This window comes from Acinetobacter sp. 24-47-66 (assembly GCF_056779755.1).
This window is the reverse complement of record NZ_JBWYIL010000007.1, coordinates 138,515-162,453: the sequence shown is the minus strand read 5'-3', so window position 1 is coordinate 162,453 and position 23,939 is coordinate 138,515. Positions and strand designations below refer to the sequence as shown.

Sequence of the window (23,939 nt, the reverse complement as noted above, 5' to 3'; positions counted from 1 at the left end):
AAATGCCACGTTTTGCAATCGGAATTGAGTTTAGTGGCGTTCGTTATCGAGGTTGGCAAACACAGCAACCAGGCGTGCCGAGCGTACAAGAAACCATGGAAAAAGTGTTGAGCAAAATTGCTGATGAACCCATCATTTTGCATGGTGCGGGTCGAACAGATGCAGGTGTTCATGCCACAAATATGGTGGCTCACTTTGACACAAATGCAATACGTCCAATTCGTGGCTGGCTTATGGGAGCTAACAGTACACTCCCGAAAGATATTGCCATCCAGTGGATTCAAGAAATGGGCAGTGATTTTCATGCACGCTTTAAAGCGCAGGCTCGCCGTTATCGTTATGTCGTTTATAACAGACCCATGCGTCCTGCCTTACTCCACAAACAAGTAACGCATGCTTATTACCCACTTGATGTGGATAAAATGATTGCTGCAGCCTCAAAATTTGAGGGTACTCATAACTTTGAAAGCTTTAGAGCTGCTGCGTGTCAATCCAACCAGCCTGTACGCCATGTGAGCCATTGCAAACTCATCAAACACGGTGCTTACCTCGTTCTAGACATCCAAGCAGATGGTTTTTTACACCACATGGTTCGCAATATTATGGGCTGTTTACTAGAAATTGGTCAGGGGATGTACGACATTGACCATATCGATGAAATATTCGCAGCAGAAGACCGTAAAGCAGCAGGAATCACAGCACCACCTGACGGCCTTTACTTTATCCAAGCACACTATCCTGAAGAGTTTAACTTGCCTAAAGTGCCGCTAGGCCCTCATTGGTTAAACATGCCTGAATAATTTTTTATTTTGAATTGAAAAAAATCCCTTCATAAGAAGGGATTTTTTAGCGCTGTTTACGCTTACGATATTCAACAGGTGTCTCATTGGTCCATCGTTTAAAGGCACGATAGAACGTACTTGGTTCTGAGAAACCCGTCAGATAGACAATTCTCTCTACGCTTTCATTGGTGTTTGCCAAAAGTTTTTTAGCTAAACGACAACGATAGTCAGATAAAATTTGCTGGAAGCTTGTATTGGCTTCACTGAGCTGTGTTCTCAAACGACGTGGGGTGATATTCAACTGAGCTGCCACAGTTTCTAGCGTTGTTTCTCCACTCTCAAGTGTAGAACCAATGGCACGGCGCACCTCACCCACTAAATCGTATCGAGCCAACTCCTGTAATTTTTCAATCGCCAACTGCTCATGCAGTTGAAGTAATTCTGGCTCGGCTTGCCAAAGCACATAATCTAAAATTGCAGGATCAAAATAAAGTCGCGTTTCTTTTTGGCCTAAACTTACCGGGCACTCATATACACGGAAATACTCATCGTCTGAAGCACCCTCGCTAAAGTTAAAATCGATATATATAGGTTGAAATCGACCTTCAGTAATAAATTTGAAGAATCTTAAAATGCCTGAAATCGCGCACTCAGAAAAATGACGATTGACTAGGTTTTCAGAGAAAGGTTGTTCACCATTGGTTAGGTAGCAACGATCATCTTCAATAACTAATTTGGCATGAAATGCATCACTGATTAGACGTTGATACGCTAAAGCCCTTTTCAGGCCTTCGCCAAAATTTTCAGATGAAATAAAAAGATGTTCAATCACTTGACCACGATAAAGTGGTAAATGCTCACCTAAATGTAGACCAATGTCTGGATCTTTACTGACTTCTTCGGCAGCAACCCAGAAAGCGTACTGCGCGCTTAAAGGCGTACGCGCATTTTGATCTACTTGATTTAAGGCTACACCCGCTTTTGTTAAAATTTCTTCTGTGGGCAATCCAGCACGACGAATTGCTTGATAACCTAATCGTAGAACAACCGAAGCATCAGTTAGCTGACTCACGCAGTGCCCTTCCTTGTATGTTATTAATATTTACTTAAAACTTATGAATTAGATTACAGTCGATTGACCAAACTGACAACATAGTTAAGCATTTTTTTGTTTAAAAATTTTATTTGTTTGTTCGACAAGTTTGACCATAGAAACGCCGACTGAACTTGGTTTAACCTTGTTTTTTTCTAAAATTTTGCCTATAATTTGCGCCTTTCCAATTTGATCATCAGGTAGGCTATGGCCAATAAAGAGGAACTTATCGAGTTCGAAGGCGTTGTCACCGAAACGCTTCCTAATACTATGTTCCGTGTACGTTTAGAAAACGGTCACGAAGTAATTGCACACATTTCTGGTAAAATGCGTAAACACTATATTCGTATTTTGACTGGCGACAGTGTTAAAGTTGAAATGACACCTTATGACTTATCTAAGGGTCGCATTACTTACCGTGCACGCTAAGTGTTAGTAAGCGAAAAGCCACATTGAGTGGCTTTTTTTGTTTTTGTACTTTTATTTTATGAATCGCATAGAAAGTTCATTCAGCTAAATCAATCGCCTGTCTTTGTGATAAGAGACAAATTCAGATATATAGAATAATTAAACTCACTATTTATTCATTTACTATCCAATCATATATACCAACAAAGCCCATTTGCACATTCAATCTAAAAAATCGTCGTACTGCCCCACTATTTCGTGCACTAAATAAATTGTGTTTTTTGCCCATCTGCATATTTACACTTTTCCTGTTTACGGCATGCCAAACAGCAAATTTTCAGAACAAAAAAATATGAATACTTATGTTTCACAATTTGTAGGACAAGATATCCAACATATCCGAGAAACTACCGAGTTGAATTCTTTTAACATTAAGCTGAAGCCCAATCTTGAGATTCGAGATGATCGATCCATTTTCACCTTTGAACGTATAGTCAACACCTCGATTCCAATGGGAAATTCGATGAGAGATGAAAATAGTTTTATGATTCCTGTATGGACAGCTTCAGCAAGTCAGTCATACGGTAACGTAATGACTTGCTCAAGTGTTTTTAGCTTAAAAAAACAATATCGCTTTCAAAAGCTCGGCAATAAAAAACGCAGCTCATAGGCTGCGTTTTGAATGAATCAACTGAAATTAGTTAAGCGCTGCAACAACTGCTTCACCCATTTCAATTGTCCCAACCTTCTTCATGCCTTCAGACATAATGTCAGCTGTACGTAAACCTTGGTCTAAAACATTCCCTACTGCATCTTCAATCGATTTTGCTGCAGCTTCTTGACGGAACGTATATCGAAGCATCATTGCAACAGATAAAATTGTTGCCAATGGGTTTGCGATATTTTGACCTGCGATATCTGGTGCTGAACCATGACAAGGCTCATACATCCCTTTACCATTTTCATCTAAAGAAGCTGATGGCAACATACCGATTGAACCAGTCAACATCGCAGCCTCATCAGACAAGATATCACCGAACAAGTTACCTGTTACGATCACATCAAATTGTTTAGGTGCACGAACCAATTGCATTGCTGCATTGTCGACATACATATGTGACAAGTTAATGTCAGCATACTGTTCAGCATGCAACTGAGTTACTGTTTGTTTCCAAAGCTCAGTGACTTCAAGAACATTCGCCTTATCAACTGAACACACTTTACCACCGCGTAGTTTCGCCATTTCAAACGCCACTTTAGCAATACGTTTGATTTCTGACTCTGCATATACGTCGGTGTTAAAGCCTTGCTTCTCACCATTCTCTAATTCACGAATACCACGTGGTTGACCGAAGTAAATACCACCAGTTAATTCACGGACAATTAAAATATCTAAGCCTGAAACAATTTCAGGTTTCAAACTTGAAGCATCTGCCAATTGAGGATACAAGATCGCTGGGCGCAAGTTAGCGAAAAGGTTAAGTTCGCTACGTAATTTCAATAAACCACGCTCAGGACGAATTGAGCGCTCAATTGTATCCCACTTCGGACCACCAACAGCACCTAACAAAATCGCATCTGCTTTTTTTGCTTGTTCAGAGGTAACTTCTGGATAAGGTGAACCATGCGCATCAATTGCAGCGCCACCCAATAAACCTTGTTCCCATGTTAAATCTAGATTGAATTTTTCATTGACACGGGTGAGGACCTGTTCAGCTGCTTTTACAATTTCAGGACCAATGCCGTCACCAGCTAAAATCAAGATTTGTTTAGACATGAGATTTTCCATTTGTAAAGTTAGTATGAACTAACGTGTTTTTAAATTTTTTTGTTCCACAAACTCACCTAGTCCATTGAGAACATTATAGGGTTTGCAGAAACGGCGAATGGTTTGTTGCTCTTGCAACAAGTCAACACATAATGGCTCTGGTGCAGAAGCATCAAGTAAACTTTTTTTCCCACTGCTTCGATCTCTAAACATTACAAATCGGTAATCTTTTTTTGCTTCGAAGCGATGGATGACATTAATAGTTTCTGCTTTTTCCTCTGAAATCGGATAAAAGCGAACCACCACCTCATGCAGTCCAGCAGGAACTGAAAGATATAAGGCTTGCGGATCTTTCAAAGAGTCAGCATTTAATCGCACCATACCTTGCTTGATCGCACGCTGATCTAATCTTCGAGATTGAGCATCAACAATGGGATGCTCATCGAATCTTTCAAACTCACAATTCAACGTTCCTGAGCAATAAATCAAAGCATGATTTCTGGTTTCAGGCGTTTCTTTAATCTTTTTCAGTTGTAATCGGTCTACGGTCTGACAAGCGGATAAAACGGCGACAGACAATCCGAAAAACGCATAGCGTAATAAAACTTTTGCCTTCATTTGTGCCCAACCTCACCAAACGGCGCAAAACTAAAAGAATAATTTTGCACCGATATTAGCAAGACTTGAATCAGAGCACTATAGCTTTAAGTATCAGTTACGCTTTGATTTCTTGGAATACCCATGGGCGAACAGCTTTAGTTCTTTCCTCATAAGCACGAATGTCTTCTGCCGCTTGTAACGTTAAACCAATATCATCTAAACCATTCAACAAACAGTGCTTTCTGAATGGATCAACTTCAAATTTAAATGCTTCGCCTGTAGGTGTACGTACTTCTTGTGCTTCAAGATCAATCGTTAACTGATAACCTTCTTGAGCTGCACACTCTTTGAATAATTGATCCACAATCTCTTCAGACAAGATCACTGGTAACATGCCATTTTTAAAGCTGTTGTTGTAGAAAATGTCTGCATAGCTTGGTGCGATTACGGTACGAAAACCATATTCTTCTAAAGCCCATGGCGCATGTTCTCGGCTTGAACCACAACCAAAGTTGGCACGTGAAATCAAGATTGAAGCACCTTGATAACGTGGTTTGTTCAACTCAAAATCTGGATTCAAAGGACGTTTTGAGTTGTCTTGCCCCAAATAGCCTTCATCTAAATAACGTAACTCATCAAACAAATTCGCGCCGAAACCTGTACGCTTAATTGATTTCAAGAACTGTTTTGGAATAATTAAATCTGTATCGACATTGGCACGGTCTAAAGGTGCAACGATACCTTGTTCAACGGTATATTTTTTCATGATTACTACCTAATGGAATCAAGACCATGTTTCACAAGAACTATCATATCTAAAATGTATAAAATTAACTTTTAACAGTTCAACTTTATCTTTTAAATATTTGTACTCCACATGGACTCCATTTTCTTTATGATCAAATTTAATGAGTGCAAACAGTTCATCATTTAAATAACAAGACCAACATGCCATAGCTGGAAATGAATAGTGTTTTAAAATTTCATTGAAAAACTGTTCACTCTGTTCATATTTTACAATGTGAGTCTGTAACAAATGAGGAGCATTTACATCATCCCCCATGCAAACTGAGTCTCTAGTCAGTGAGCATTTCACTTCAGTTACATAACTCATTTCTAGGTTTGCTTAGAACGTACGCACATCTACAAAGTGACCTGCAATTGCCGCTGCTGCTGCCATCGCTGGACTCACTAAATGCGTACGACCACCATTACCTTGACGACCTTCGAAGTTACGGTTTGATGTTGATGCACAGTGCTCACCCGGTTGTAATTTGTCTGCGTTCATTGCTAAACACATTGAGCAACCCGGCTCACGCCATTCAAAACCAGCTTCAATTAAGATTTTATCCAAACCTTCAGCTTCTGCTTGTGCTTTGACTAAGCCAGAACCCGGAACAACCATCGCTTGCTTAATCGTGCTTGCAACTTTTTTGCCTTTTGCAACTTCAGCTGCCGCACGGATATCTTCAATACGAGAGTTGGTGCAAGAACCGATAAATACGCGATCCAATTTAATATCAGACAATGCTTGACCCGCGGTTAAGCCCATATATTGATAAGCACGTGTCCAATCGTTACGTTGTACATCATCTTTTGCTTGTTCTAATGTCGGTACTGCTTGAGATACAGGAATCACCATCTCAGGAGATGTACCCCAAGACACTTGTGGCTCAATCTCTTCACCTTGTAATACAACAACTGTATCAAAGTGTGCACCCTCATCAGAATGTAAAGTATTCCAATAAGCTACAGCTTGATCCCACTGCTCTCCTTTAGGTGCGTATGGACGACCTTTTACGTATTCAATGGTTTTTTCATCAACGGCAACCATACCTACACGGGCACCGCCTTCGATTGCCATGTTACACACCGTCATACGACCTTCGATCGACATATCACGGAATACTTGACCACCAAATTCGATGGCATGACCTGTACCACCAGCTGTACCGATTTTACCGATAATCGCTAAAACCACGTCTTTTGGTGTTACGCCTTGACCTAATTTACCGTCAACACGTACCAACATGTTTTTCATTTTCTTTTGAACTAAGCATTGCGTTGCCAATACATGTTCAACTTCTGATGTCCCAATACCGTGTGCCAAGCAACCAAACGCACCATGCGTCGCTGTATGAGAGTCACCACAAACAACCGTCATACCCGGTAAAGTTAAACCTTGCTCAGGTCCAACAACGTGTGCGATCCCTTGACGGACATCGTTGATATCAAACTGTGCAACATTAAATGTTTTACAGTTATCATCTAAAGTTTGCACTTGGATACGTGAAGTATCATCTTCGATCCCCGCAATCCCTTCAGAACGCTCTTTCGTAGACGTTGGTACGTTATGGTCAGGAGTTGCCACGTTTGCACTTAAACGCCAAGGTTTACGCCCTGCAAGTTGTAAGCCTTCAAAAGCTTGTGGAGAAGTCACTTCATGCAACAAGTGACGATCGATATAAAGTAAAGAAGAGCCATCATCGCGTTGTTTAACTAAATGATCGTCCCACAATTTATCGTACAACGTTTTTTTTGTTTGAGTTTCTGCTTTTTGGGTTTCGCCTGCCATGTCGATTTGCTCCACTGGACTGGGTAATTCTGTCATTAATTACGATTATAACGGCCTATTCACATAAATCTAATTTATCATTTTTATTAGTTTAAAAACTTTTTAGAATCAATGTAAACACAAAAACCATCTATAAAAACGATTAATTTAAAAATAATATTCGCTTTTACAGATTAAATAAGAATGCTTATCATTTAACCATCTCCAAGATCACCACCACCTGAGGATGTTCACATGGCACATATTCAAAAATTTGTTGAAGATAATCAACGCATGTTCAAAAAAACACTAAGCTACTACATTATGCACATTACAGTAGCCATGATTGTAGGCTACCTTGTCACAGGCAGCATTTGGATGGCAATTACTTTGAGTTTACTTGAGCCTACTGTACAAGCCGTGGCTTATTTCATTCACGAACGCGTGTGGGAGAAAAAAACGATACAACAGGAAGAAAATATCGTCGCATAGTTTCACCTGTGATCCTCCTCATCTAAGCCGCACTATGCGGCTTTTTTGCAACAGTTTATGAAGAATTACTTCGCAATAGATATAAATTTATTTTATAATTAAATAATATTTTCATAACCGAGTTTAAATTATGAATCTTGCTGCCTTTGAAGCTTTTATAAAAGTCATGGAAACGGGTTCGATTTCTATGGCAGCTGATCAACTATTTATCACTCAGCCCGCTGTCACCAAACGTATTCATAGTTTAGAAGATTATTTTGGTGTCAAATTATTTGAATCTGCTGGCCGAGGTGTACAAGCCACCCATGCGGCTCATTCCCTGCTTCCTAAAGTTAAAAATTGGTTAAATGAACTAGGTGATATTCATCACACCTTAAGCCACGACCAAAATCAGATTAAAGGAAAGCTTAAAGTTGGTACCAGCCATCACATTGGATTACATCATTTACCGCAACATTTAAAAAGCTATGTTCAGCAATATCCTGATGTGACATTAGATGTGCATTTTGTAGATTCAGAACAAGCTCATGAAAAAGTGTTAGCGGGTGATCTTGAACTGGCATTCTTAACCTTACCCCCAGTCCTAGATGAACGTTTAAAATATGTTCCTTTATGGAGTGATCCATTGGTCTTCGTTGCTGCAGTTTTTCATCCATTGGCAAATATGAAAAATTTAAGCCTTGAAGATCTCATGCAGTACCCAAGTTTATTACCTGCAGCTCAAACATATACAGCGCAGATCACCCTTGCAGAATTTGAAAAAAATGGATTAAAACCTAAAGTGTCTATGAGTAATAACCCGCTTGAATCCATTCGCATGTTGGCTTCTATTGGGTTAGGCTGGTCTGTCCTACCAAGTACTTTAGTGAATCAAGACTTAGTCAGGCTGGACATTAATTTAGAAATGCAGCGTCAATTGGGTATGGTTTGGCATCCGGGACGCACCCAATCTAAGGCAGCCAAGGCCCTGGTTGATTTAATGAAATAATTTCAGCATTCGTTCTTTAAAAAGTCATCTAAATAAGATGACTTTTTACTTTTTAAGACAAGTGAGCTACTTAAGCTTTTTTCTTCAATGAATCTTCATGTAAAGACTCATTGAGCTGATCGATAATTAATGCCCATGAACCATCTGAACATAATTTTTCTTTCAAAAATTGACGTTGACCTTCAGACCAAAAACTTGCTTCAGTCAAAAAGGTTTCAGCTTCTAACTGATGTGTTTCAATAAATTCTGCAATAGCTTGCTCGCTAGAATCTAATCCTAATTGCTCAAATAAGTTGGTCATTCTTGGCTCTGCATTTAGCATCGTGTATTCCTTATGATTTTGATTAATTTTAAGTTAGTTGTTTGCGCATAAGGTATCACTAAGGGATGAAAGCGTCTGTAAATTTATGCTGAATTTCATCTCAAGTTATTTCAATGCTGATCAATGAAAAAAAGCCATTGATACAATGGCTTTAGCAATTTTTAATTTTGAGAATAAAATTGTCTTAAATGGACCAGTCTTGGATATCCCAACCCTGCTCTTTAGCCAATACTTCAAGACGCTCATCTGGATTGACTGCAATCGCATGATCCGCATATTCCAATAAGAATCGATCATTAATGGAGTCTGAATATGCCCATGATTCAGTAACTTCTCGTCCCTGGAGCCATTGATCTAATCGTGCCAATTTACCTTTTTGATAACACGGAATATTAATGACTTTACCCGTATATTTACCATCAACCACTTCTGCATTGGTTGCAATAATTTCTGTAATACCAAATTCACGAAAAATAGGTGCAGTAATAAAATCTGATGTTGCTGTAATCCCTACTAATTGATGCCCAGCATCTTGATGACGTTGAATCGCTTTATAACCTTCAGGACGCATTTGAGGTCGAATCACTTTTTGCATAAAAAGCTGATGTAAGTCGGTCAAATACTCATTGTCATGTTGCGTTAAAAATTCAAATACAAATTCGTTGTAGGCAATTGGATCAAGTTGTCCTGCTTTGTAGTCTTCATAAAATTTGTCATTCATGGCGCGATGTCGAACTGGATCAACCAAGCCTTCATTGACTAAAAACTCGCCCCAAGAATGGTCAGAGTCGGTATTTAACAAGGTGTGATCTAAATCAAACAACGCCAATTTCATGAAATTACTCGTTCAAACTGAAATTTAAGAAAAAAAATGTAAATCTATCTCCGCTAGTCGATAGAAATTCGTTAAGATCATAGCAATTTTAAAACATTATTACTTTGAACTTTTCGAGTTGGGCATAGAGAGTGGATGCCCCCGAACCCAAAGTCAACGAATTTAATAAATTTTAGGTGCCAAATGATCGACTCAGAAGGTTTCCGACCGAATGTCGGGATCATTTTGGCAAATGATATTGGACAAGTTTTATGGGCAAAACGCATTGGTCACAATGCTTGGCAATTTCCTCAAGGAGGCATCCAATTTGGTGAAACTCCAGAACAGGCACTTTTCAGGGAACTCCGTGAAGAAGTCGGGTTATTGCCGGAGCACGTCCAAATAATTGCTCAGACCGAAGGTTGGTTACATTATCGTTTGCCACTTCGCTACATCAGATCAGATTCTGATCCTGTGTGTATCGGACAAAAGCAAAAATGGTTTTTATTGAAATTAGTCGCGTCAACGAATCATATTCAGTTGAACTTAAATGATCCGCCAGAGTTTGATCAATGGCAATGGGTCAGCTATTGGTATCCACTAGGCCAAGTGGTGAACTTCAAAAAAGATGTTTACCGTCGTGCCATGTTGGAATTGTGTATGCATCTGCCATAGCATGATTTATATTAAACATTGAATTTAAATGTTTGATTTTTATTTCGACTATTTGAATAATCACCATAATTACATCCCTTTAAGAGGAGCACCGCTACATGTCGAACATGCAATTAGACTCTTTACGGCGCATTGTCCAAGAAATCAATGCGTCTGTCAGTTTGCATGATTCGTTAGAAATTATGGTCAACCAAATTTCTGAAGCAATGCATGTAGATGTGTGCTCTATTTATTTACTTGATGAACGTAACCAACGTTACGTTCTGATGGCTTCCAAAGGCTTAAACGCTGAATCCATTGGCAATGTATCATTGCAGTTGGGTGAGGGTTTGGTCGGACTCGTTGGGCAACGCGAGGAAATCGTCAATATCGAGAATGCGTTTAAGCATGAGCGTTTCGCGTATTTCCCAGAAACGGGTGAAGAGATTTATAACTCTTTCCTTGGCGTTCCTGTCATGTATCGTCGAAAAGTCATGGGTGTTCTCGTGGTTCAAAATACTGAACCACAAGACTTTAGCGAAGCTGCTGAATCGTTTTTAGTCACACTTTGTGCGCAACTTTCTGGCGTTATCGCCCATGCGCATGCAGTTGGAAATATTGATGTTTTCCGTAAGCCAAATAATTCTCCAACCTATAAAACATTTCAAGGATCATCAGGTGCAGGTGGTATTGCATTAGGTCGTGCACTTATTCTTTATCCACCCGCAGATTTAGGTTCAGTACCTGACCGCGAAGCTGAAGATATCAGTGAAGAGCTTGAATTACTCGATCATGCGGTTGATTCAGTTCGCCAAGAAATTCAATCACTTGATGATAAAATGCAAGATTCTTTGATGTCTGAGGAACGTGCATTATTTAGCGTATTCTTGAGAATGTTGGATGAGAATGCCCTGCCTGCTGAAATCAAAGAGTTAATCCGTGATGGTCACTGGGCTCAAGGTGCAGTTAAACACGTTATTGATCGTCATGTGGCAATCTTTGCACAAATGGAAGACGATTATTTACGAGAACGTGTTGCAGATCTAAAAGACCTTGGGCGTCGTATTTTAGCAGCGCTTCAAGAAGATGATTTAAGTCACCGAGAACTGAGTAATGACAGTATCATCGTGGGTGAAGAAATCAGTACGGCAGCACTGGTTGAACTACCTGTCGATAAGATTGCAGCGATTGTGACGTCTGAAGGGGCTGCCAATTCACATATGGTGATTGTAGCACGTGCTTTGGGTATCCCCACAGTTGTTGGTGTCACCGAACTTCCGGTGACTACCCTTGATGATGTGGAAATGATTGTTGATGCCTATCAAGGACGTGTATTTATCAATCCACCACGCCGTTTACGTCAACGTTATCGTGACATCCAAAAAGAAGAAGAACAAATCGCCAAAGATCTTAAACAGTATGAAACCAAAGATGCCATCACTCCTGATGGTGTTGCAGTACGCTTATTTGTGAATACAGGTTTAATGATTGATGTCGTGCGTGGTGTACAACGCGGTGCCAAAGGTGTCGGACTCTATCGTTCAGAAATTCCATTTATGTTGCGTGATCGTTTCCCGGGTGAAGAAGAGCAACGGGCGATTTACCGTCAACAACTTAGTCACTTTGCCAATAAACCAGTCGTGATGCGTACTTTGGATATTGGTGCAGATAAAGATTTACCTTATTTCGAAATAGAAGAAGAAAACTCAGCATTAGGATGGAGAGGGATTCGTTTTACCTTGGATCATCCTGAGATTTTCTCTTCACAAATTCGTGCGATGTTAAAAGCCAGTGTCGGCTTGAATAATTTGCATATTTTGCTGCCAATGATCACCAGCGTCAGTGAAGTAGAAGAAGCGCTTTATATTATTGAACGTGACTTAGCTGCGGTTCAGGAAGAAGAACAAGTTAAAATTAATCGTCCTAAAATTGGCATCATGGTTGAAGTACCTAGTGTTTTGCTTCAAATTGGTGAGTTTGCAGAATTAGTTGATTTCTTCTCAGTGGGTTCGAATGATTTAATCCAATATTTGTTGGCAGTCGACCGTAATAACCCACGTGTATCGAGTGTTTATTCTCACTTCCATCCCTCAGTGCTTCGAGCATTGCAACGCTTAGTTCAAGAGTGTCATAAATATGACAAACCTGTCAGTATTTGTGGTGAAATGGCTGGCGATCCACTCTCAGCAATTTTACTGATGGCAATGGGCTTTAATACGCTTTCAATGAGTTCGAGCAATATTCTCAGAGTCCGTAAAGCAATTTGTCATGTTCCAATGGTAGATGCGCAAACGCTTTTAGATGAAGTGGTGAAAATGAGTAATCCACTCATTGTGAAAAGTTGGATGGAATATTATTTCCGTCACCATGGTTTAGCGGATATGGTGAAATCGAATCGTATTGTAAATGCCTAATATGAATCTCGGTTTAAGCAGAGAAAGAGCTGAGTAACAACATAATCAATTGGCTTTTTTTATCTTCATGTCGATCGTAGCGATCTCGGTAATTCTATTTCATTTATATGTTAGTAAATCAAAAAGTAGTTCAAGACCCAATAAACCTATTTCAAATTATACGCTAGATCATGGTTTAACGATGAATTCTGAACACCAAATGAGCGAATCATCATATGTAGATATAGATTATGGTGGAAGTAGTGGTGGAGCAGACTAACCTTCACGTGTTTAGGCATATAAAAAAGGGAGATAATCATTCGAATATCTCCCTTTTTTGTGCTTGCTATAGCCACGTTTTGCATTTTTCTTACGATCTACAAAAACTTGGCTTTTGTTGACTTCATGCATATGTTTTGCCACAAAGTTGTGAATCACAACTTCTGGCAACGCTTTTTTCTTTGCCATTTTATATTACCTTCAGTTTAACCACCCTAGATGATGGGAAAGCGATATTACGCTTTTTTGTACATTATACAAGCAAATTCATAATGGTTTTTTCAATGACATTCATCGTATGCATACAATGTTTAAGATTAGCTCTGCCATTTTTCTATGTTAAATTGATCAATAACTCGAGCACCCGAAGATGCTCTTACACAGCATAGAAAGGACTAAATCATCATTATTTCGGTAGAAGACTAAATGTACCTCGATGATGATTAAATTTTCCATCTGGCATTGCGATATTTTGGTAAACGATCTTTTGCTTTTGATCGATGACTAATACAACATTTTCTTTAGTCGCATCATCTGCCCAATACACCATAAACTGCTCAGGTCCAACCTGTGTGGCTAAATATTTAATATTGGCAGATGTATTTTGTCCTGATGTGATATTTAAAAGACCTTGGTCTTTGAATTCAAGATGCTGCGTTTGACCATTGATGTTTAACACCAAAGTCTGTCCAATAGCGAAGAATGGTTTGTTCAAGGCTTGTTGTAAACCGATGTCCTTGATTACACCTTTGACACCCTGTATTTTGCCTTTAAGATGAATTGTTCCATCATTCCCAGCAATGTTGGTGTAAACGATATTTCGATTATAATCTTGAATATGAACGACATTATCTCCTGATTTATCCTCATGCCAATAAACCATAAAAATATTTTTAGCAATCTCAACAGGTGTGTATTTTACCGCTTCAGAAAGATCTGCGGCACCTGTAAAAGTTAGGTTTTTATGGTCTTTGACATCAAGATCAAATTTCAAACTCGTAAAATCGACTTGAATTTTTTGTCCTATTGGCGGATAAGGAGATGCAACTTTCCAATCGGTTTCTTTGGCAAATACTTGTGCAGACATTTTTAGCACTTCTTCACTCGACTCAAGATCTGGATACTTTGCTTTCATATATCCAAAAATCCCCTCCGAGCTTTGATTTTCAGTAACTGCTGTTTTAAAGTTCGTTAAATACCCTTTAATCCAATCCAATGGCTTAGGTGAAAAGTCACTTTTTACATAATGACCTGGGATCACTTTTTCAGGATTTAAACTCAGTATTTTATCAATTTGCTTCTTCCAAAGATCGATCCCTTGCACACCACTGGTATCGGTCATCCACAAATGCTCACCATAAGCGACCGAAATACCACCCAATGCCGTTTTTAAACTTGGAATCCATAGGAAACTATGTGCGGAATCTTCTGGATCAAGTTGGACTTGAATCTTTTGCCCATCTAATTCCATATATCCTGAATTTAAGGCTTCAGGAATAATAATCTTTTCAGGAGCATCGCCTTTTGCTAATTGTGGCTGCCAAACTGATAACTTATCTTCTTTAGAGGCTTGTATCAAATAAGCTGTCTGCGCGGTTGAAACAACCTTAGCATTTGGAAATGCTTTTAAAATTTCATTGGTTCCAAAATAATAGTCAGGATCACTATGGGAAATATAAATATATTTTAAATTTTTACCTGATTTCTTAATCAGATTGACTACGTCTTTAGCGTATTGATTCTGAAATTGAGCATCGACCAAAATAGCATCTTTTTTTCCTGAAATTAAAGTTGATGCAACGGCAAAAACAGCATCCTCTCCAGGAGTATAAGTCTGCAAAGTGAGTGGAGATGGATTTGATGAATCTTTTGGACTTTTATCATCAGAATCATTACAGCCACTTAAAGCAATGGTGGTCACAAATAAACTAGTGGTTAGGAGTTTTGTCATATCAGCCTCATGAGATAAATTTATCTATGGTTCTTATTGATCTTTATTTTTTAAATAAGCTTTAAAGCAAAAGTGCCATATTTCCCCTCGTCATACTGCGGATGTGGCAGTGTAACAAGGCGAATTAACAGCTTATTGAGGCAGAAGAAGGATGAGAAGTACTTACGGTTTAGTAAGTAAAAAAATCGAATTTTCAGTTAAAATATTAGACTGATTTGCAACAATAAATTCCACGATAAAAAATGTTAACTTTAGTATCTCTAACTTGGAATTCCTGTTAATACAGACAATACTCTCTGAACAGCCATCTCTAATTTTTTCTTATTCATGGGCTAAGGCTTCAATTGGTTTTAAGTTTGCAGCACGTTTAGCGGGCATATAACCAAAGATCAAACCAACCAACGTTGAAAATAGCAGTGCGATAATAGCAACTGACCATGAAAATACCATCTTATAATCTGAGCTAATCGCATTAAAAATAAAACTGGCGATCAAGGCGATCGCAACACCAATTACGCCACCAAATAAACATAAAACTGCAGATTCAATCAAAAACTGAGCCTGCACATCACTTTGGCGCGCACCAACTGCTATTCGTAAGCCAATTTCCTTAATTCGCTCGGTCACAGAAACGAGCATGATATTCATCACACCAACGCCACCTACGACCAATGAAATGAAGGCTACTGCAGAAATAAAGAAAGTCATCGTTCCTAAATATTTTTCAAAGGACTTCATAGACTCATCGCTGTTATATATATCAAAATCCTCCACACCATGACGAGCAATCAATAGTTGCCTCACTTTCTTTTCGGCTTTCACTGAGTCAGTATTTTGATGTAGTACCGCAGTCAGCAGATTGACATTATCACTACTTGAAATTTGTGACATCAATACATTATAAGGCATCCAAATTTGTGAAGAACCTGAGCTATATTGAGGTTCAGCGATTCCAACAACTTCATAAGAACGCTTATTAAATAAGACTGTTTTACCTAAAGCTAATTTTTGCTGTCCAAATAACTTTTCAGCAGCTTGCTTATCAATCACTACGATTTGGGAACGCTGTTCAACATCGCTCTGTGTAAAAAAGCGACCATGTTGAACTTTCATGTTTCTAATTTTTAAATAAAAACCATCTGCACCTGTTGCACTCACATCAATATTACGATTTTGATAAATCATGTTCCCACTTAAACTGACATGTGGAGAAACATGGATAATTTCTTTCATCTCATTGAGTGCATTTAAATCATCCATATTTAAACGGCTGGCAGATGTAGCTAAAGCTGTTCCACCAGGATAAATCTCAAGTGTTGCTGTTTTCAATCCTCCCCAATCATTCAAAAACTTTTCTTTTGCGCCATTACCAATGGCAATGACAATGGTGACTGAGCAAATGCCAATAATAATCCCTAGCATGGTCAAAAAAGACCTTAAACGATTGGCGAAAATTGAATGCAAAGACATTTTCATCGCTTCATAGACTTGGGAAACAAAGCTGAATTTCATATCCGCATGAAAAACTTTTGATGGAGAAACTTGCCCTAAAGATTTACGCTGCGTATCCGAAAGAATGCGTCCATCTTTAATTTCAATGACACGATCTGCACGTTCTGCAATACTTTTATCATGAGTAACTAAAATAATCGTATGCCCTTGACGGTGTAGATCTTCCAAAATTTGCAAGACCATTTCACCACTTTCAGAATCCAAAGCGCCTGTGGGTTCATCGGCTAAAATAACCTCACCACCATTCATAAGTGCGCGGGCAATACTGACTCGTTGCTGCTGTCCACCCGACATTTCATTGGGTTTATTGTCACTCTTATCAGCTAAACCGAGCTGAGCTAAAAGTTGCAGTGCTCGATCTGCACGGTTTTCTGCATTCAAATTTGAATAAATCGCGGGCAAGGCGACATTCTCTAAAGCAGATAAAGCATTCAATAAATTATAGCGTTGGAACACAAACCCAAAACTTTTTAAACGTAACGATGAAAGCTCATCATTACTCAATAAGAAAATATCTTGTCCACGAAACAGAAACTGTCCTGAAGAGGCTTGATCCAAACATCCAAGTAAATTCATTAAAGTAGACTTACCTGAACCTGATTGCCCAATAATCGAAATAAACTCACCCTGTTCAATACTGAGACTGACATCTTTTAGGATGTGTTGTTGATTATTTTCTGGACCTACAAATTTATTTATTTTTTTTAGTTCAATCAAACTCATTGAGTATCGCCTGATGTATTCGCACTATCGTCAGGTGCCTCTGCCAAAATTTTTTCACCCAACTTTAAACCAGACTTGATTTCAATATCATTTGAGTCAGAAATTCCAGTCACGACTTTTCTTGGTTGAGGTTTTGTATCAGGTTGATAGAGGTAAACCATGGCATCTGATCCATATCCAATCACCGTTGTTTTCGGAATTTTCAGCACATTCTTTTTTTGATTTACAATAATGTCATTTTGGGTTGTCATACCGATACTGAGTTTACGCTCAGGGTTGTCCACCAACATTCTTGCATAGTAGAACACTGCTGCATTCGCATTTTCATTTTTATCGTCGTAAGTTCCTTTGGTCAGGGTCGTTAAAGCAGGATCAATACTTTGAATCACACCATCTAATTTCACATTGGGGTCTGCCAAGGTGCTAAATTTAACTGGCATGTTTTCTTTTAATTTAGTGTAGTCACCTTCTGCGACCTGCATTCGGATTTCCATCTTATTCAAGTTGGCGATCGTCGCGATCAAAGGTGTCGTTTGTGCAAAGTTAATGGTTTGACCAGCTTCAACAGGCATGGAAACCACGGTACCCGTCAATGGAGAGCGAATCTGTGTGTAGCCCAATTCAGTTTGTGCTGTATTCACATTAATCTGTAATTGTTTCAGCCGATATTCATTTGACTCAACATCTGCAATCGCTTGTTTAAGCTGATTATTCGCCTGTTCGAGCTCTTCACGAGAGCCTGCTTCAGCTTTGTATAAGGTTAATTTACGCTGATAGTTTTGTTTTAAAGTTTGTAAAGCGACACGTTTCGCTGCCAAGTCTGCCTTCGCAGCTTCAAGTTCGGCTTTACTGGTATTGAGCTTGTCCAACTGTGTTGTCGAGTCAATTTCAGCGATTAATTCGCCTTTTTTTACATCCTGTCCTAACTTGATATACAGCTTTTGAATTTGACCTGAGACTTGTGCACCCACGGAGACAATATCAGATGCATAAATTTCACCTGTGGCTTTAACAATCTGCGTTAGATCACCTTGAGTGACTTCAACGGTCTGCGGTTCTGGCTGCTTTTTTTGTGACTGAATATAGAAATAAACAGAAAGAGCTAAAGCAACCAATACCACTAAGACCAAAAAATACTTTAATTTTTTTGATTTTTTTTGCATGTGCATAATGACGAATAATCTTTATTGAGGAGATAACTTTTGATCAACATGTTTTATTCACTTTAATATGATCAAAATTTAAAAATTTTTAATGACACGATTCTAGTGAATTCTATTTTTTCACACTGTCGTACTTATTTATTTTTATGTATCGATAACAGCCAACCGCATCTATGTGTTGGCTGTCTATCAGAAAAGGGTTTTGGAAAATAATTAAGCGGCAAATGCTCGATTTAAAATTGAGGTCACATCTACTTGTTTAGGATCAAGCATTCCCACCACTTGACCATGAAATTTTTGATAACGCGTCGCAATAAAAGCATTGGCAATAAAATCTGGCGCATAACGTTTCAGCAATACTGCTTGAGAGAGCACAACCAAACGACTGACTAAGCTTCTCCCCATAAATTGTAAATCATCAGGTTCCTGATGAAATAATCTAAACAGTCCCTGCAACTCTTCATTAAGTATTTTGTCGTGACTTGCAGTAGATGCTAAATCTTTAAATAAATGCTCGATTGATTCAGGATCACGTGAAATAGCACGAAGCACATCGAGACACATGACATTACCTGACCCTTCCCAAATGGTGTTCACAGGTGCTTCTTTAAAGAGACGAGCCATGATGCCATGTTCAACGTAGCCATTGCCACCAAAGACTTCCATCATTTCACCAGTCATTTCTACTGCTCTTTTACAAACCCAAAATTTTGCTGCTGGTGTCATGATACGTTTCCATGCCAAACAAAGTTCACTGTCATGTTCATAACAATGAGCCAAATGGAAACTCAACTGCATTGCCGCTTCAGTCTCTAAAGCAAGATCTGTGAGCACCGACCGCATTAATGGTTGCTCAATGAGTCTCTTACCAAATGCTTGACGTTGACGTGTATAGGCAATGCTTTGTACTAGGGCCTGACGCATAATGCCACTTGAACCTACCGCACACGTTAATCGGGTATAGTTTGCCATTTCAATAATCGTTGGAATGCCGCGTCCAGCCTCCCCCATCATAATGCCCCAAGCCTCTTTAAATTCGACCTCAGAGCTAGAGTTGCTGCGATTTCCAACCTTCTCTTTGAGTCGTTGAATATGAATCGCATTTTTTGTGCCATCTTCCAACCATCGCGGAACAAAGAAACATGCCAAGCCATCATGCTCAGTTTTAGCAACAACCAAATGTGCATCGCACATAGGTGCTGAAAAAAACCATTTATGCCCAGTTAGTAAATAAGCTTGTCCTCTTCCAGACTGCCCAACTGGAACAGCTGTCGTTTCATTAGCACGCACATCAGAACCACCCTGCTTTTCAGTCATGCCCATTCCAATCCAAATCGATTTTTTCTGAGCAATTGGTAAATCACGTTCATCATATTCAGTGGATAAAAGTTTATCTCCTAGCTTTTTCCACAGCTCAGGTTCTTTTTGAATCAATGGAATGCTGCCCAAGGTCATTGAGTTTGGACATAAGTTTCCACACTCCACTTGACCACTGAGGAAGAATTTTGCTGCCCAATCCACCCAACCAGATTCTTGAGTGAAATTTAGAAAAGGATGTGCATGAACCGCATATTTACGATTTAACGCCATCCATTTGTGCCATGAAGGATGAAATTCAACAAAATCTGCCCGCCTACCTCGAGCATCAAAACTATGTAAAATAGGAGGATGTTTATTGGCAAGATCAGCATGGTGATAAAAGCTTTCACAACCTACGACTGCACCAAACTCACTTAAATGGACTGAGTTTCTACTGCCATAACGCTGTAAGATTTCTTGTAAGATTGGATCTGTTATATATAGATTGTAATCTTGAAGCTCATCAAATTGATTATGTATTTGATGTGTCATCCATGCCGACATAAACGAACCCTCTTTGGAATTTTTATCTATAACTTCATTATTTATATTATCGAGTATAGCTTTTGAAAGTAGATTATCTAGTGCAAATGATGACTTGAATTATCATTAAATTTTTATCAACGTCTTAATATGATCTCAGTATTATGTCTTACTATTGTTGCATCATCTTTCGATATTTTGCTGGTGGCATACCCTTACAGCGCTTGAATGCTCTAGAAAATACAGATACTTCAGCATAACCCAACCGTTCAGAAATTTGATCTATTGTAAGATCAGTACCCAGCAACAAATCATCTGCCAAATCCTCACGTAAATTTTTAACCAATTGGTGAAACGTAATCCCTTCATTGGCTAAATTGCGCTGAATGGTACGAACATTGACAGCTAAAGCTTTGGATATATCTTCAATCGTCGGCATTTGGGATGCATTTTTTAATAAAAACTCACGTATTTTTTTACTATAGTCCCCTAAGCTTTTTCGGCGTCGAAATACATGCTCACACTCTTTTTGATAACGCATAAAAGTGAAGTCATCAGCTTGACGCAATGGGGTAAGCAACAATTCAGATTGAATCGTGATTCGACTTTGTGGTTTATCATAAAAAATAGGATAGCCTGTTAAGCCTTCTATCTGGTTTGCATAGCAAGGCTTGGTCATCGCTAAATCTATCTGAAAGGGTAATTGAGCACCAAGAATATCATTTTGAAGTGTGATGATCGTGGCAATATCTCTTTCTAAAATAAATAATTGCATATCAGCACTTAGATCATGATGGAATAAATTTAAATGTGTAAATTCACCATCTTCTTGCAAGGCCACATCAGAAAAAATTGCGCCTAATTTCAGATATCGTATCGCGATCAGCAACGCTTCTCTGACATTGGCACTACTTAAAATTGCAAATCCCCAAGCCCCTAATGTGGTGGTGTGATGTCGAAGCCCAGCTTCGAGCGCAATGGGATGTTCATCAGAGATTAGATTCAGAATATTTCTGATGATCTGTAATTCATTTCGCTCTTGGATTTCAAAATTTTCTTGATAAAGATCTTGTTTCGTCAGTTGTGTATTTTCTAGGCATTGCTCAAAAGTAATACCGTAGCTTTCTGCAACATGACATAGTACCCGAGCTGTATTCGCTTCCCTTAAAAACTTCCATGAATTAAGCATCATTATTCGCGTTTTTATTTGTCATCTAATGTCAAATTTAACTGTTTAATTATCATTCTACAAGTGAATTCAATCTCTTATATTCATAAATAAAAGAAAATGGAATTTTTATGAACATGTATGCCAATCTTGTTGAGGAACAGCAAAGCCTGGTCAATGAACTCACGGCGTTATATCAAAAAACCAAAGCCGAGATGAACGACCAAGATATTGATCATATTCGAAATGTTGCTGCATATTCAAAGGCTATAAAATTACGCAGTGAGCAACTTATTCGTGAATGTATAAGTTTAGAATCTTGGGGACGGGGCATTATTCTGGGTTGTTTACACACCCTACTCGAATTTTCAGAGCTCGGTCATAACATCATGCACGGAAGTTATGATCACCTCCCCCAAGCAACCGAGTTTCATTCAGAACGCTGGGTATGGGACTTTGTGACTGATCCTCGTGAATGGCGCGTCATGCATCATCAAAATCATCATCCATTTACCAACATCGTTGGCAAAGATCATGATTTAGGGTATTCCTTTTTAAGAAGCTTGGCAGGTCAAAGCTGGTACGGGCATCACAGTGTTCAATTGCTAATTTACAGTGCGCTGATGATCACTCCATCCTACTATTTCACACTCTATACAGCCACATCAGCAGCACGTACAGAAGGTCGAAAGATCCTTTCCAAAGAAACCTTTACTCAATCACTTCGTCTCATAAAAGCTCATGCTCAAAAACAGTTTATTGAAGCACCTGTCGCTGCAAAATGGTCAAAAAAATTACCTGTTTTTATCGGAAATTATCTTACAACGACGATAGGCTATGGTTTTTTACTTCATATCCTCTTCTTAGAACATCACGCTGAAAATTTGGAGCTTTATTCAGATCCTGGACCTGATGAGACGCAAGAAGAATATTTCATACGACAGATTAAAAGTACCACCAATTTTATCCCATATGCACCGCTGGATCAGTTTCTCAAAAAAATCCTTGATGAAGAGGTCCTGTATCCAAATCCACCTCCATTTGAAATCTTTTATGGCGGATTAGATACACATCTTGAACATCATTTATTTCCAGATTTAGCATGTAATCGTCAAAGACAAATCAAAGCTGTAGTACGTAGTATTTGTGAAAAATATCATTTGCCTTATCACAATTCACCCATGGAAAAGCTGATTCCAGCGATACCGCTCAGCCTCATTAAAAGAACTCTACCTTTTGGTAATCAAGAAAAAAATAACCCTTTCAAATTACTCATTCGACCAAAAGAATTATTAAAACGTATCAAACGAGGAATTCAATATCAGCCACCCTCAACCATGACATATTTACACAAGCCACAGTTCTATAATGCGTCGGCAAAAGTTGTACAAGTCGAAATACAGCTTAATGGTCAAGTCAAAACACTTAAAATGAGCAAGCCTCAAGGCTGGGAACATTTAAAATGGCAGGCAGGTGCATTTATTTCATTAAGCTTTGAAATAAATGGGCAAACTTATATTCGTCAATACAGCTTATTGCATGAAAGCCAAACCGCAGATGGCTATTTTGAAATAGCAGTGAAACGTACACCTGCTGGCATTGTTTCTCACTATATTCATGATCATGTTCCTGTAAATACAGAGGTGACGATTGTAAGTCCACCACAATCTACACCTGATTTTGTTTTAGACACCCTTCCGCCGAAGTTAATCTTTATCGCAGCAGGAGTCGGTATTACACCAATTTTAAGTATGTTAAGAAAATATCAGCGTATCGAAAGTAAAGCTGAAGCTCATTTGTTTTACTTTAACCACGATGAAAATTCTATTTTGTTTGAAAATGAGATTCGTCAAATCTCGGGGCATTCGAATTTGAATGTTCACTTTATCTGCTCCAAAGTTCAGAACGAGTCGGCATCTGATTTACGACAAGGACGTTTTAGTCTTGAAATTTTCCAACCTTATATTCGAGATTTTAAATGCCAACACGTATATGCCTGCGCCCCTCAAGCATTAATCGATTCTGCTCGCCAACAACTTATTCAAGCAGGCGTTAAAGCAGCAGCATTTCACACAGAAAATTTTAAACCTGCTCCTCTCAGTTTTGAGTCTGATGGTGTTACACGTCGAGTAATTTTCAAAAAAAGTAATACAAGTATCGACATTCAAGGCAATGTCACTTTACTTGAAGCCGCGCGTCAAGCTGGTTTAAAACTGCCAAGCGGTTGTCAACAAGGTTTATGCAAAGCCTGTGTATGCACTAAATTGGAAGGTCAAACTCAGTTAGAAGTTGATTCATCCACTATTCAACATCGCATTACGCTATGCAACACTGTGGCTCGCTCACCAATCATTGTGCTTGATGTTTAACAAAGATTATTAAGTTAATCGCCGTCATGAAGTAATCATGCAATGCTTCATGACAGCACGATTC

General features: G+C 38.8%; 22 protein-coding genes. 8 read left to right on the top strand and 14 right to left on the bottom strand.

Translation table 11 applies throughout. The features are described 5' to 3' along the window. The first annotated feature begins 2 nt into the window (after window positions 1-2). Window positions 3-800: a tRNA pseudouridine(38-40) synthase TruA gene (gene truA, locus AC1M84_RS08765; protein ID WP_092766713.1), complete on the top strand. Its 798-nt coding sequence runs from the start codon at window positions 3-5 to the stop codon at window positions 798-800. A gap of 46 nt (window positions 801-846) precedes the next feature. On the opposite strand, the gene AC1M84_RS08760 is transcribed toward truA, so the two are convergent. Next, the gene (locus AC1M84_RS08760) at window positions 847-1,854 is read right to left on the bottom strand and encodes an AraC family transcriptional regulator (RefSeq protein ID WP_035264130.1); all 1,008 of its coding nucleotides are present in this window, start codon (window positions 1,852-1,854) and stop codon (window positions 847-849) included. A 228-nt stretch (window positions 1,855-2,082) separates the two neighbouring features. Between AC1M84_RS08760 and infA the strand changes: the two genes are divergently transcribed. Together infA and AC1M84_RS08750 are read left to right on the top strand one after the other, a co-directional pair. Then, window positions 2,083-2,304 (top strand): translation initiation factor IF-1, encoded by a 222-nt coding sequence (gene infA / locus AC1M84_RS08755; RefSeq protein WP_004692529.1) that lies wholly within the window; start codon window positions 2,083-2,085, stop codon window positions 2,302-2,304. Between the two features lie 331 nt (window positions 2,305-2,635). After that, complete coding sequence (locus AC1M84_RS08750; protein ID WP_143047400.1) at window positions 2,636-2,953, top strand: hypothetical protein; 318 nt, start codon at window positions 2,636-2,638, stop codon at window positions 2,951-2,953. 27 nt (window positions 2,954-2,980) lie between these two features. Here AC1M84_RS08750 and leuB read toward each other — a convergent pair whose 3' ends face one another. The 5 genes from leuB to leuC form a co-directional block, all read right to left on the bottom strand. Then, window positions 2,981-4,060 (bottom strand): 3-isopropylmalate dehydrogenase, encoded by a 1,080-nt coding sequence (gene leuB / locus AC1M84_RS08745; protein WP_035264143.1) that lies wholly within the window; start codon window positions 4,058-4,060, stop codon window positions 2,981-2,983. A 30-nt stretch (window positions 4,061-4,090) separates the two neighbouring features. Next, window positions 4,091-4,669 (bottom strand): hypothetical protein, encoded by a 579-nt coding sequence (locus tag AC1M84_RS08740; RefSeq protein ID WP_035264152.1) that lies wholly within the window; start codon window positions 4,667-4,669, stop codon window positions 4,091-4,093. Between the two features lie 97 nt (window positions 4,670-4,766). Beyond that, a complete protein-coding gene (gene leuD / locus AC1M84_RS08735) occupies window positions 4,767-5,417 on the bottom strand; it encodes a 3-isopropylmalate dehydratase small subunit (RefSeq protein ID WP_481588649.1) in 651 nt (216 codons plus the stop codon). A gap of 18 nt (window positions 5,418-5,435) precedes the next feature. Continuing rightward, window positions 5,436-5,765, bottom strand: a complete 330-nt coding sequence (locus AC1M84_RS08730) for a hypothetical protein (protein ID WP_155756938.1) — start codon at window positions 5,763-5,765, stop codon at window positions 5,436-5,438. Between the two features lie 12 nt (window positions 5,766-5,777). Further along, entirely contained in the window at window positions 5,778-7,226 is a 1,449-nt protein-coding gene (gene leuC, locus AC1M84_RS08725; RefSeq protein WP_035264359.1) for a 3-isopropylmalate dehydratase large subunit, read from the bottom strand. A 234-nt stretch (window positions 7,227-7,460) separates the two neighbouring features. Here leuC and AC1M84_RS08720 point away from each other — a divergent pair, with 234 nt between their 5' ends. After that, window positions 7,461-7,697 carry a DUF2061 domain-containing protein gene (locus AC1M84_RS08720; RefSeq protein ID WP_035264169.1) on the top strand — a complete coding sequence of 79 codons (237 nt, stop codon included), beginning with the start codon at window positions 7,461-7,463 and terminating at the stop codon, window positions 7,695-7,697. 130 nt (window positions 7,698-7,827) lie between these two features. Next, the gene (locus tag AC1M84_RS08715) at window positions 7,828-8,685 is read left to right on the top strand and encodes a LysR family transcriptional regulator (protein WP_035264171.1); all 858 of its coding nucleotides are present in this window, start codon (window positions 7,828-7,830) and stop codon (window positions 8,683-8,685) included. A 70-nt stretch (window positions 8,686-8,755) separates the two neighbouring features. Here AC1M84_RS08715 and AC1M84_RS08710 read toward each other — a convergent pair whose 3' ends face one another. Together AC1M84_RS08710 and AC1M84_RS08705 are read right to left on the bottom strand one after the other, a co-directional pair. Next, complete coding sequence (locus AC1M84_RS08710) at window positions 8,756-9,007, bottom strand: DUF2789 family protein (protein ID WP_035264173.1); 252 nt, start codon at window positions 9,005-9,007, stop codon at window positions 8,756-8,758. Window positions 9,008-9,191: 184 nt separating this feature from the next. After that, window positions 9,192-9,842, bottom strand: a complete 651-nt coding sequence (locus AC1M84_RS08705; protein ID WP_481593406.1) for an HAD family hydrolase — start codon at window positions 9,840-9,842, stop codon at window positions 9,192-9,194. A gap of 183 nt (window positions 9,843-10,025) precedes the next feature. On the opposite strand from AC1M84_RS08705, the gene AC1M84_RS08700 reads away from it, so the two are divergent. Then, window positions 10,026-10,496 carry an RNA pyrophosphohydrolase gene (locus tag AC1M84_RS08700; RefSeq protein WP_035264177.1) on the top strand — a complete coding sequence of 157 codons (471 nt, stop codon included), beginning with the start codon at window positions 10,026-10,028 and terminating at the stop codon, window positions 10,494-10,496. 98 nt (window positions 10,497-10,594) lie between these two features. After that, window positions 10,595-12,889: a phosphoenolpyruvate--protein phosphotransferase gene (gene ptsP / locus AC1M84_RS08695; protein ID WP_035264179.1), complete on the top strand. Its 2,295-nt coding sequence runs from the start codon at window positions 10,595-10,597 to the stop codon at window positions 12,887-12,889. A 270-nt stretch (window positions 12,890-13,159) separates the two neighbouring features. Here ptsP and AC1M84_RS08690 read toward each other — a convergent pair whose 3' ends face one another. From AC1M84_RS08690 to AC1M84_RS08665, 6 genes are all read right to left on the bottom strand, one after another. Continuing rightward, entirely contained in the window at window positions 13,160-13,336 is a 177-nt protein-coding gene (locus AC1M84_RS08690; RefSeq protein WP_180028638.1) for a DUF7230 family protein, read from the bottom strand. A gap of 217 nt (window positions 13,337-13,553) precedes the next feature. Further along, window positions 13,554-15,098: an MBL fold metallo-hydrolase gene (locus AC1M84_RS08685; RefSeq protein ID WP_481594848.1), complete on the bottom strand. Its 1,545-nt coding sequence runs from the start codon at window positions 15,096-15,098 to the stop codon at window positions 13,554-13,556. A 321-nt stretch (window positions 15,099-15,419) separates the two neighbouring features. Then, the gene (locus AC1M84_RS08680) at window positions 15,420-17,333 is read right to left on the bottom strand and encodes an ABC transporter permease (RefSeq protein WP_481594847.1); all 1,914 of its coding nucleotides are present in this window, start codon (window positions 17,331-17,333) and stop codon (window positions 15,420-15,422) included. Continuing rightward, a complete protein-coding gene (locus AC1M84_RS08675; protein WP_481594846.1) occupies window positions 17,330-18,496 on the bottom strand; it encodes an efflux RND transporter periplasmic adaptor subunit in 1,167 nt (388 codons plus the stop codon). The genes AC1M84_RS08680 and AC1M84_RS08675 overlap by 4 nt, the downstream gene beginning before the upstream one ends. Window positions 18,497-18,709: 213 nt before the next feature. Continuing rightward, window positions 18,710-20,359 (bottom strand): acyl-CoA dehydrogenase family protein, encoded by a 1,650-nt coding sequence (locus AC1M84_RS08670; RefSeq protein ID WP_481594845.1) that lies wholly within the window; start codon window positions 20,357-20,359, stop codon window positions 18,710-18,712. Window positions 20,360-20,510: 151 nt separating this feature from the next. Continuing rightward, window positions 20,511-21,527 (bottom strand): AraC family transcriptional regulator, encoded by a 1,017-nt coding sequence (locus AC1M84_RS08665; RefSeq protein ID WP_481594844.1) that lies wholly within the window; start codon window positions 21,525-21,527, stop codon window positions 20,511-20,513. Between the two features lie 110 nt (window positions 21,528-21,637). Between AC1M84_RS08665 and AC1M84_RS08660 the strand changes: the two genes are divergently transcribed. Next, complete coding sequence (locus AC1M84_RS08660; RefSeq protein ID WP_481594843.1) at window positions 21,638-23,875, top strand: fatty acid desaturase; 2,238 nt, start codon at window positions 21,638-21,640, stop codon at window positions 23,873-23,875. Window positions 23,876-23,939 lie beyond the last annotated feature (64 nt).

What these genes read in the sequence shown, in the direction of transcription:
- truA (WP_092766713.1), top strand. Translation starts at nt 3, where the DNA reads ATGCCACGTTTTGCAATCGGAATTGAGTTTAGTGGCGTTCGTTATCGA.
- infA (WP_004692529.1), top strand. Translation starts at nt 2,083, where the DNA reads ATGGCCAATAAAGAGGAACTTATCGAGTTCGAAGGCGTTGTCACCGAA.
- AC1M84_RS08750 (WP_143047400.1), top strand. Translation starts at nt 2,636, where the DNA reads ATGAATACTTATGTTTCACAATTTGTAGGACAAGATATCCAACATATC.
- leuB (WP_035264143.1), bottom strand. Translation starts at nt 4,060, where the DNA reads ATGTCTAAACAAATCTTGATTTTAGCTGGTGACGGCATTGGTCCTGAA.
- AC1M84_RS08740 (WP_035264152.1), bottom strand. Translation starts at nt 4,669, where the DNA reads ATGAAGGCAAAAGTTTTATTACGCTATGCGTTTTTCGGATTGTCTGTC.
- leuD (WP_481588649.1), bottom strand. Translation starts at nt 5,417, where the DNA reads ATGAAAAAATATACCGTTGAACAAGGTATCGTTGCACCTTTAGACCGT.
- AC1M84_RS08730 (WP_155756938.1), bottom strand. Translation starts at nt 5,765, where the DNA reads ATGAGTTATGTAACTGAAGTGAAATGCTCACTGACTAGAGACTCAGTT.
- leuC (WP_035264359.1), bottom strand. Translation starts at nt 7,226, where the DNA reads ATGGCAGGCGAAACCCAAAAAGCAGAAACTCAAACAAAAAAAACGTTG.
- AC1M84_RS08720 (WP_035264169.1), top strand. Translation starts at nt 7,461, where the DNA reads ATGGCACATATTCAAAAATTTGTTGAAGATAATCAACGCATGTTCAAA.
- AC1M84_RS08715 (WP_035264171.1), top strand. Translation starts at nt 7,828, where the DNA reads ATGAATCTTGCTGCCTTTGAAGCTTTTATAAAAGTCATGGAAACGGGT.
- AC1M84_RS08710 (WP_035264173.1), bottom strand. Translation starts at nt 9,007, where the DNA reads ATGCTAAATGCAGAGCCAAGAATGACCAACTTATTTGAGCAATTAGGA.
- AC1M84_RS08705 (WP_481593406.1), bottom strand. Translation starts at nt 9,842, where the DNA reads ATGAAATTGGCGTTGTTTGATTTAGATCACACCTTGTTAAATACCGAC.
- AC1M84_RS08700 (WP_035264177.1), top strand. Translation starts at nt 10,026, where the DNA reads ATGATCGACTCAGAAGGTTTCCGACCGAATGTCGGGATCATTTTGGCA.
- ptsP (WP_035264179.1), top strand. Translation starts at nt 10,595, where the DNA reads ATGTCGAACATGCAATTAGACTCTTTACGGCGCATTGTCCAAGAAATC.
- AC1M84_RS08690 (WP_180028638.1), bottom strand. Translation starts at nt 13,336, where the DNA reads ATGGCAAAGAAAAAAGCGTTGCCAGAAGTTGTGATTCACAACTTTGTG.
- AC1M84_RS08685 (WP_481594848.1), bottom strand. Translation starts at nt 15,098, where the DNA reads ATGACAAAACTCCTAACCACTAGTTTATTTGTGACCACCATTGCTTTA.
- AC1M84_RS08680 (WP_481594847.1), bottom strand. Translation starts at nt 17,333, where the DNA reads ATGAGTTTGATTGAACTAAAAAAAATAAATAAATTTGTAGGTCCAGAA.
- AC1M84_RS08675 (WP_481594846.1), bottom strand. Translation starts at nt 18,496, where the DNA reads ATGCAAAAAAAATCAAAAAAATTAAAGTATTTTTTGGTCTTAGTGGTA.
- AC1M84_RS08670 (WP_481594845.1), bottom strand. Translation starts at nt 20,359, where the DNA reads ATGTCGGCATGGATGACACATCAAATACATAATCAATTTGATGAGCTT.
- AC1M84_RS08665 (WP_481594844.1), bottom strand. Translation starts at nt 21,527, where the DNA reads ATGCTTAATTCATGGAAGTTTTTAAGGGAAGCGAATACAGCTCGGGTA.
- AC1M84_RS08660 (WP_481594843.1), top strand. Translation starts at nt 21,638, where the DNA reads ATGAACATGTATGCCAATCTTGTTGAGGAACAGCAAAGCCTGGTCAAT.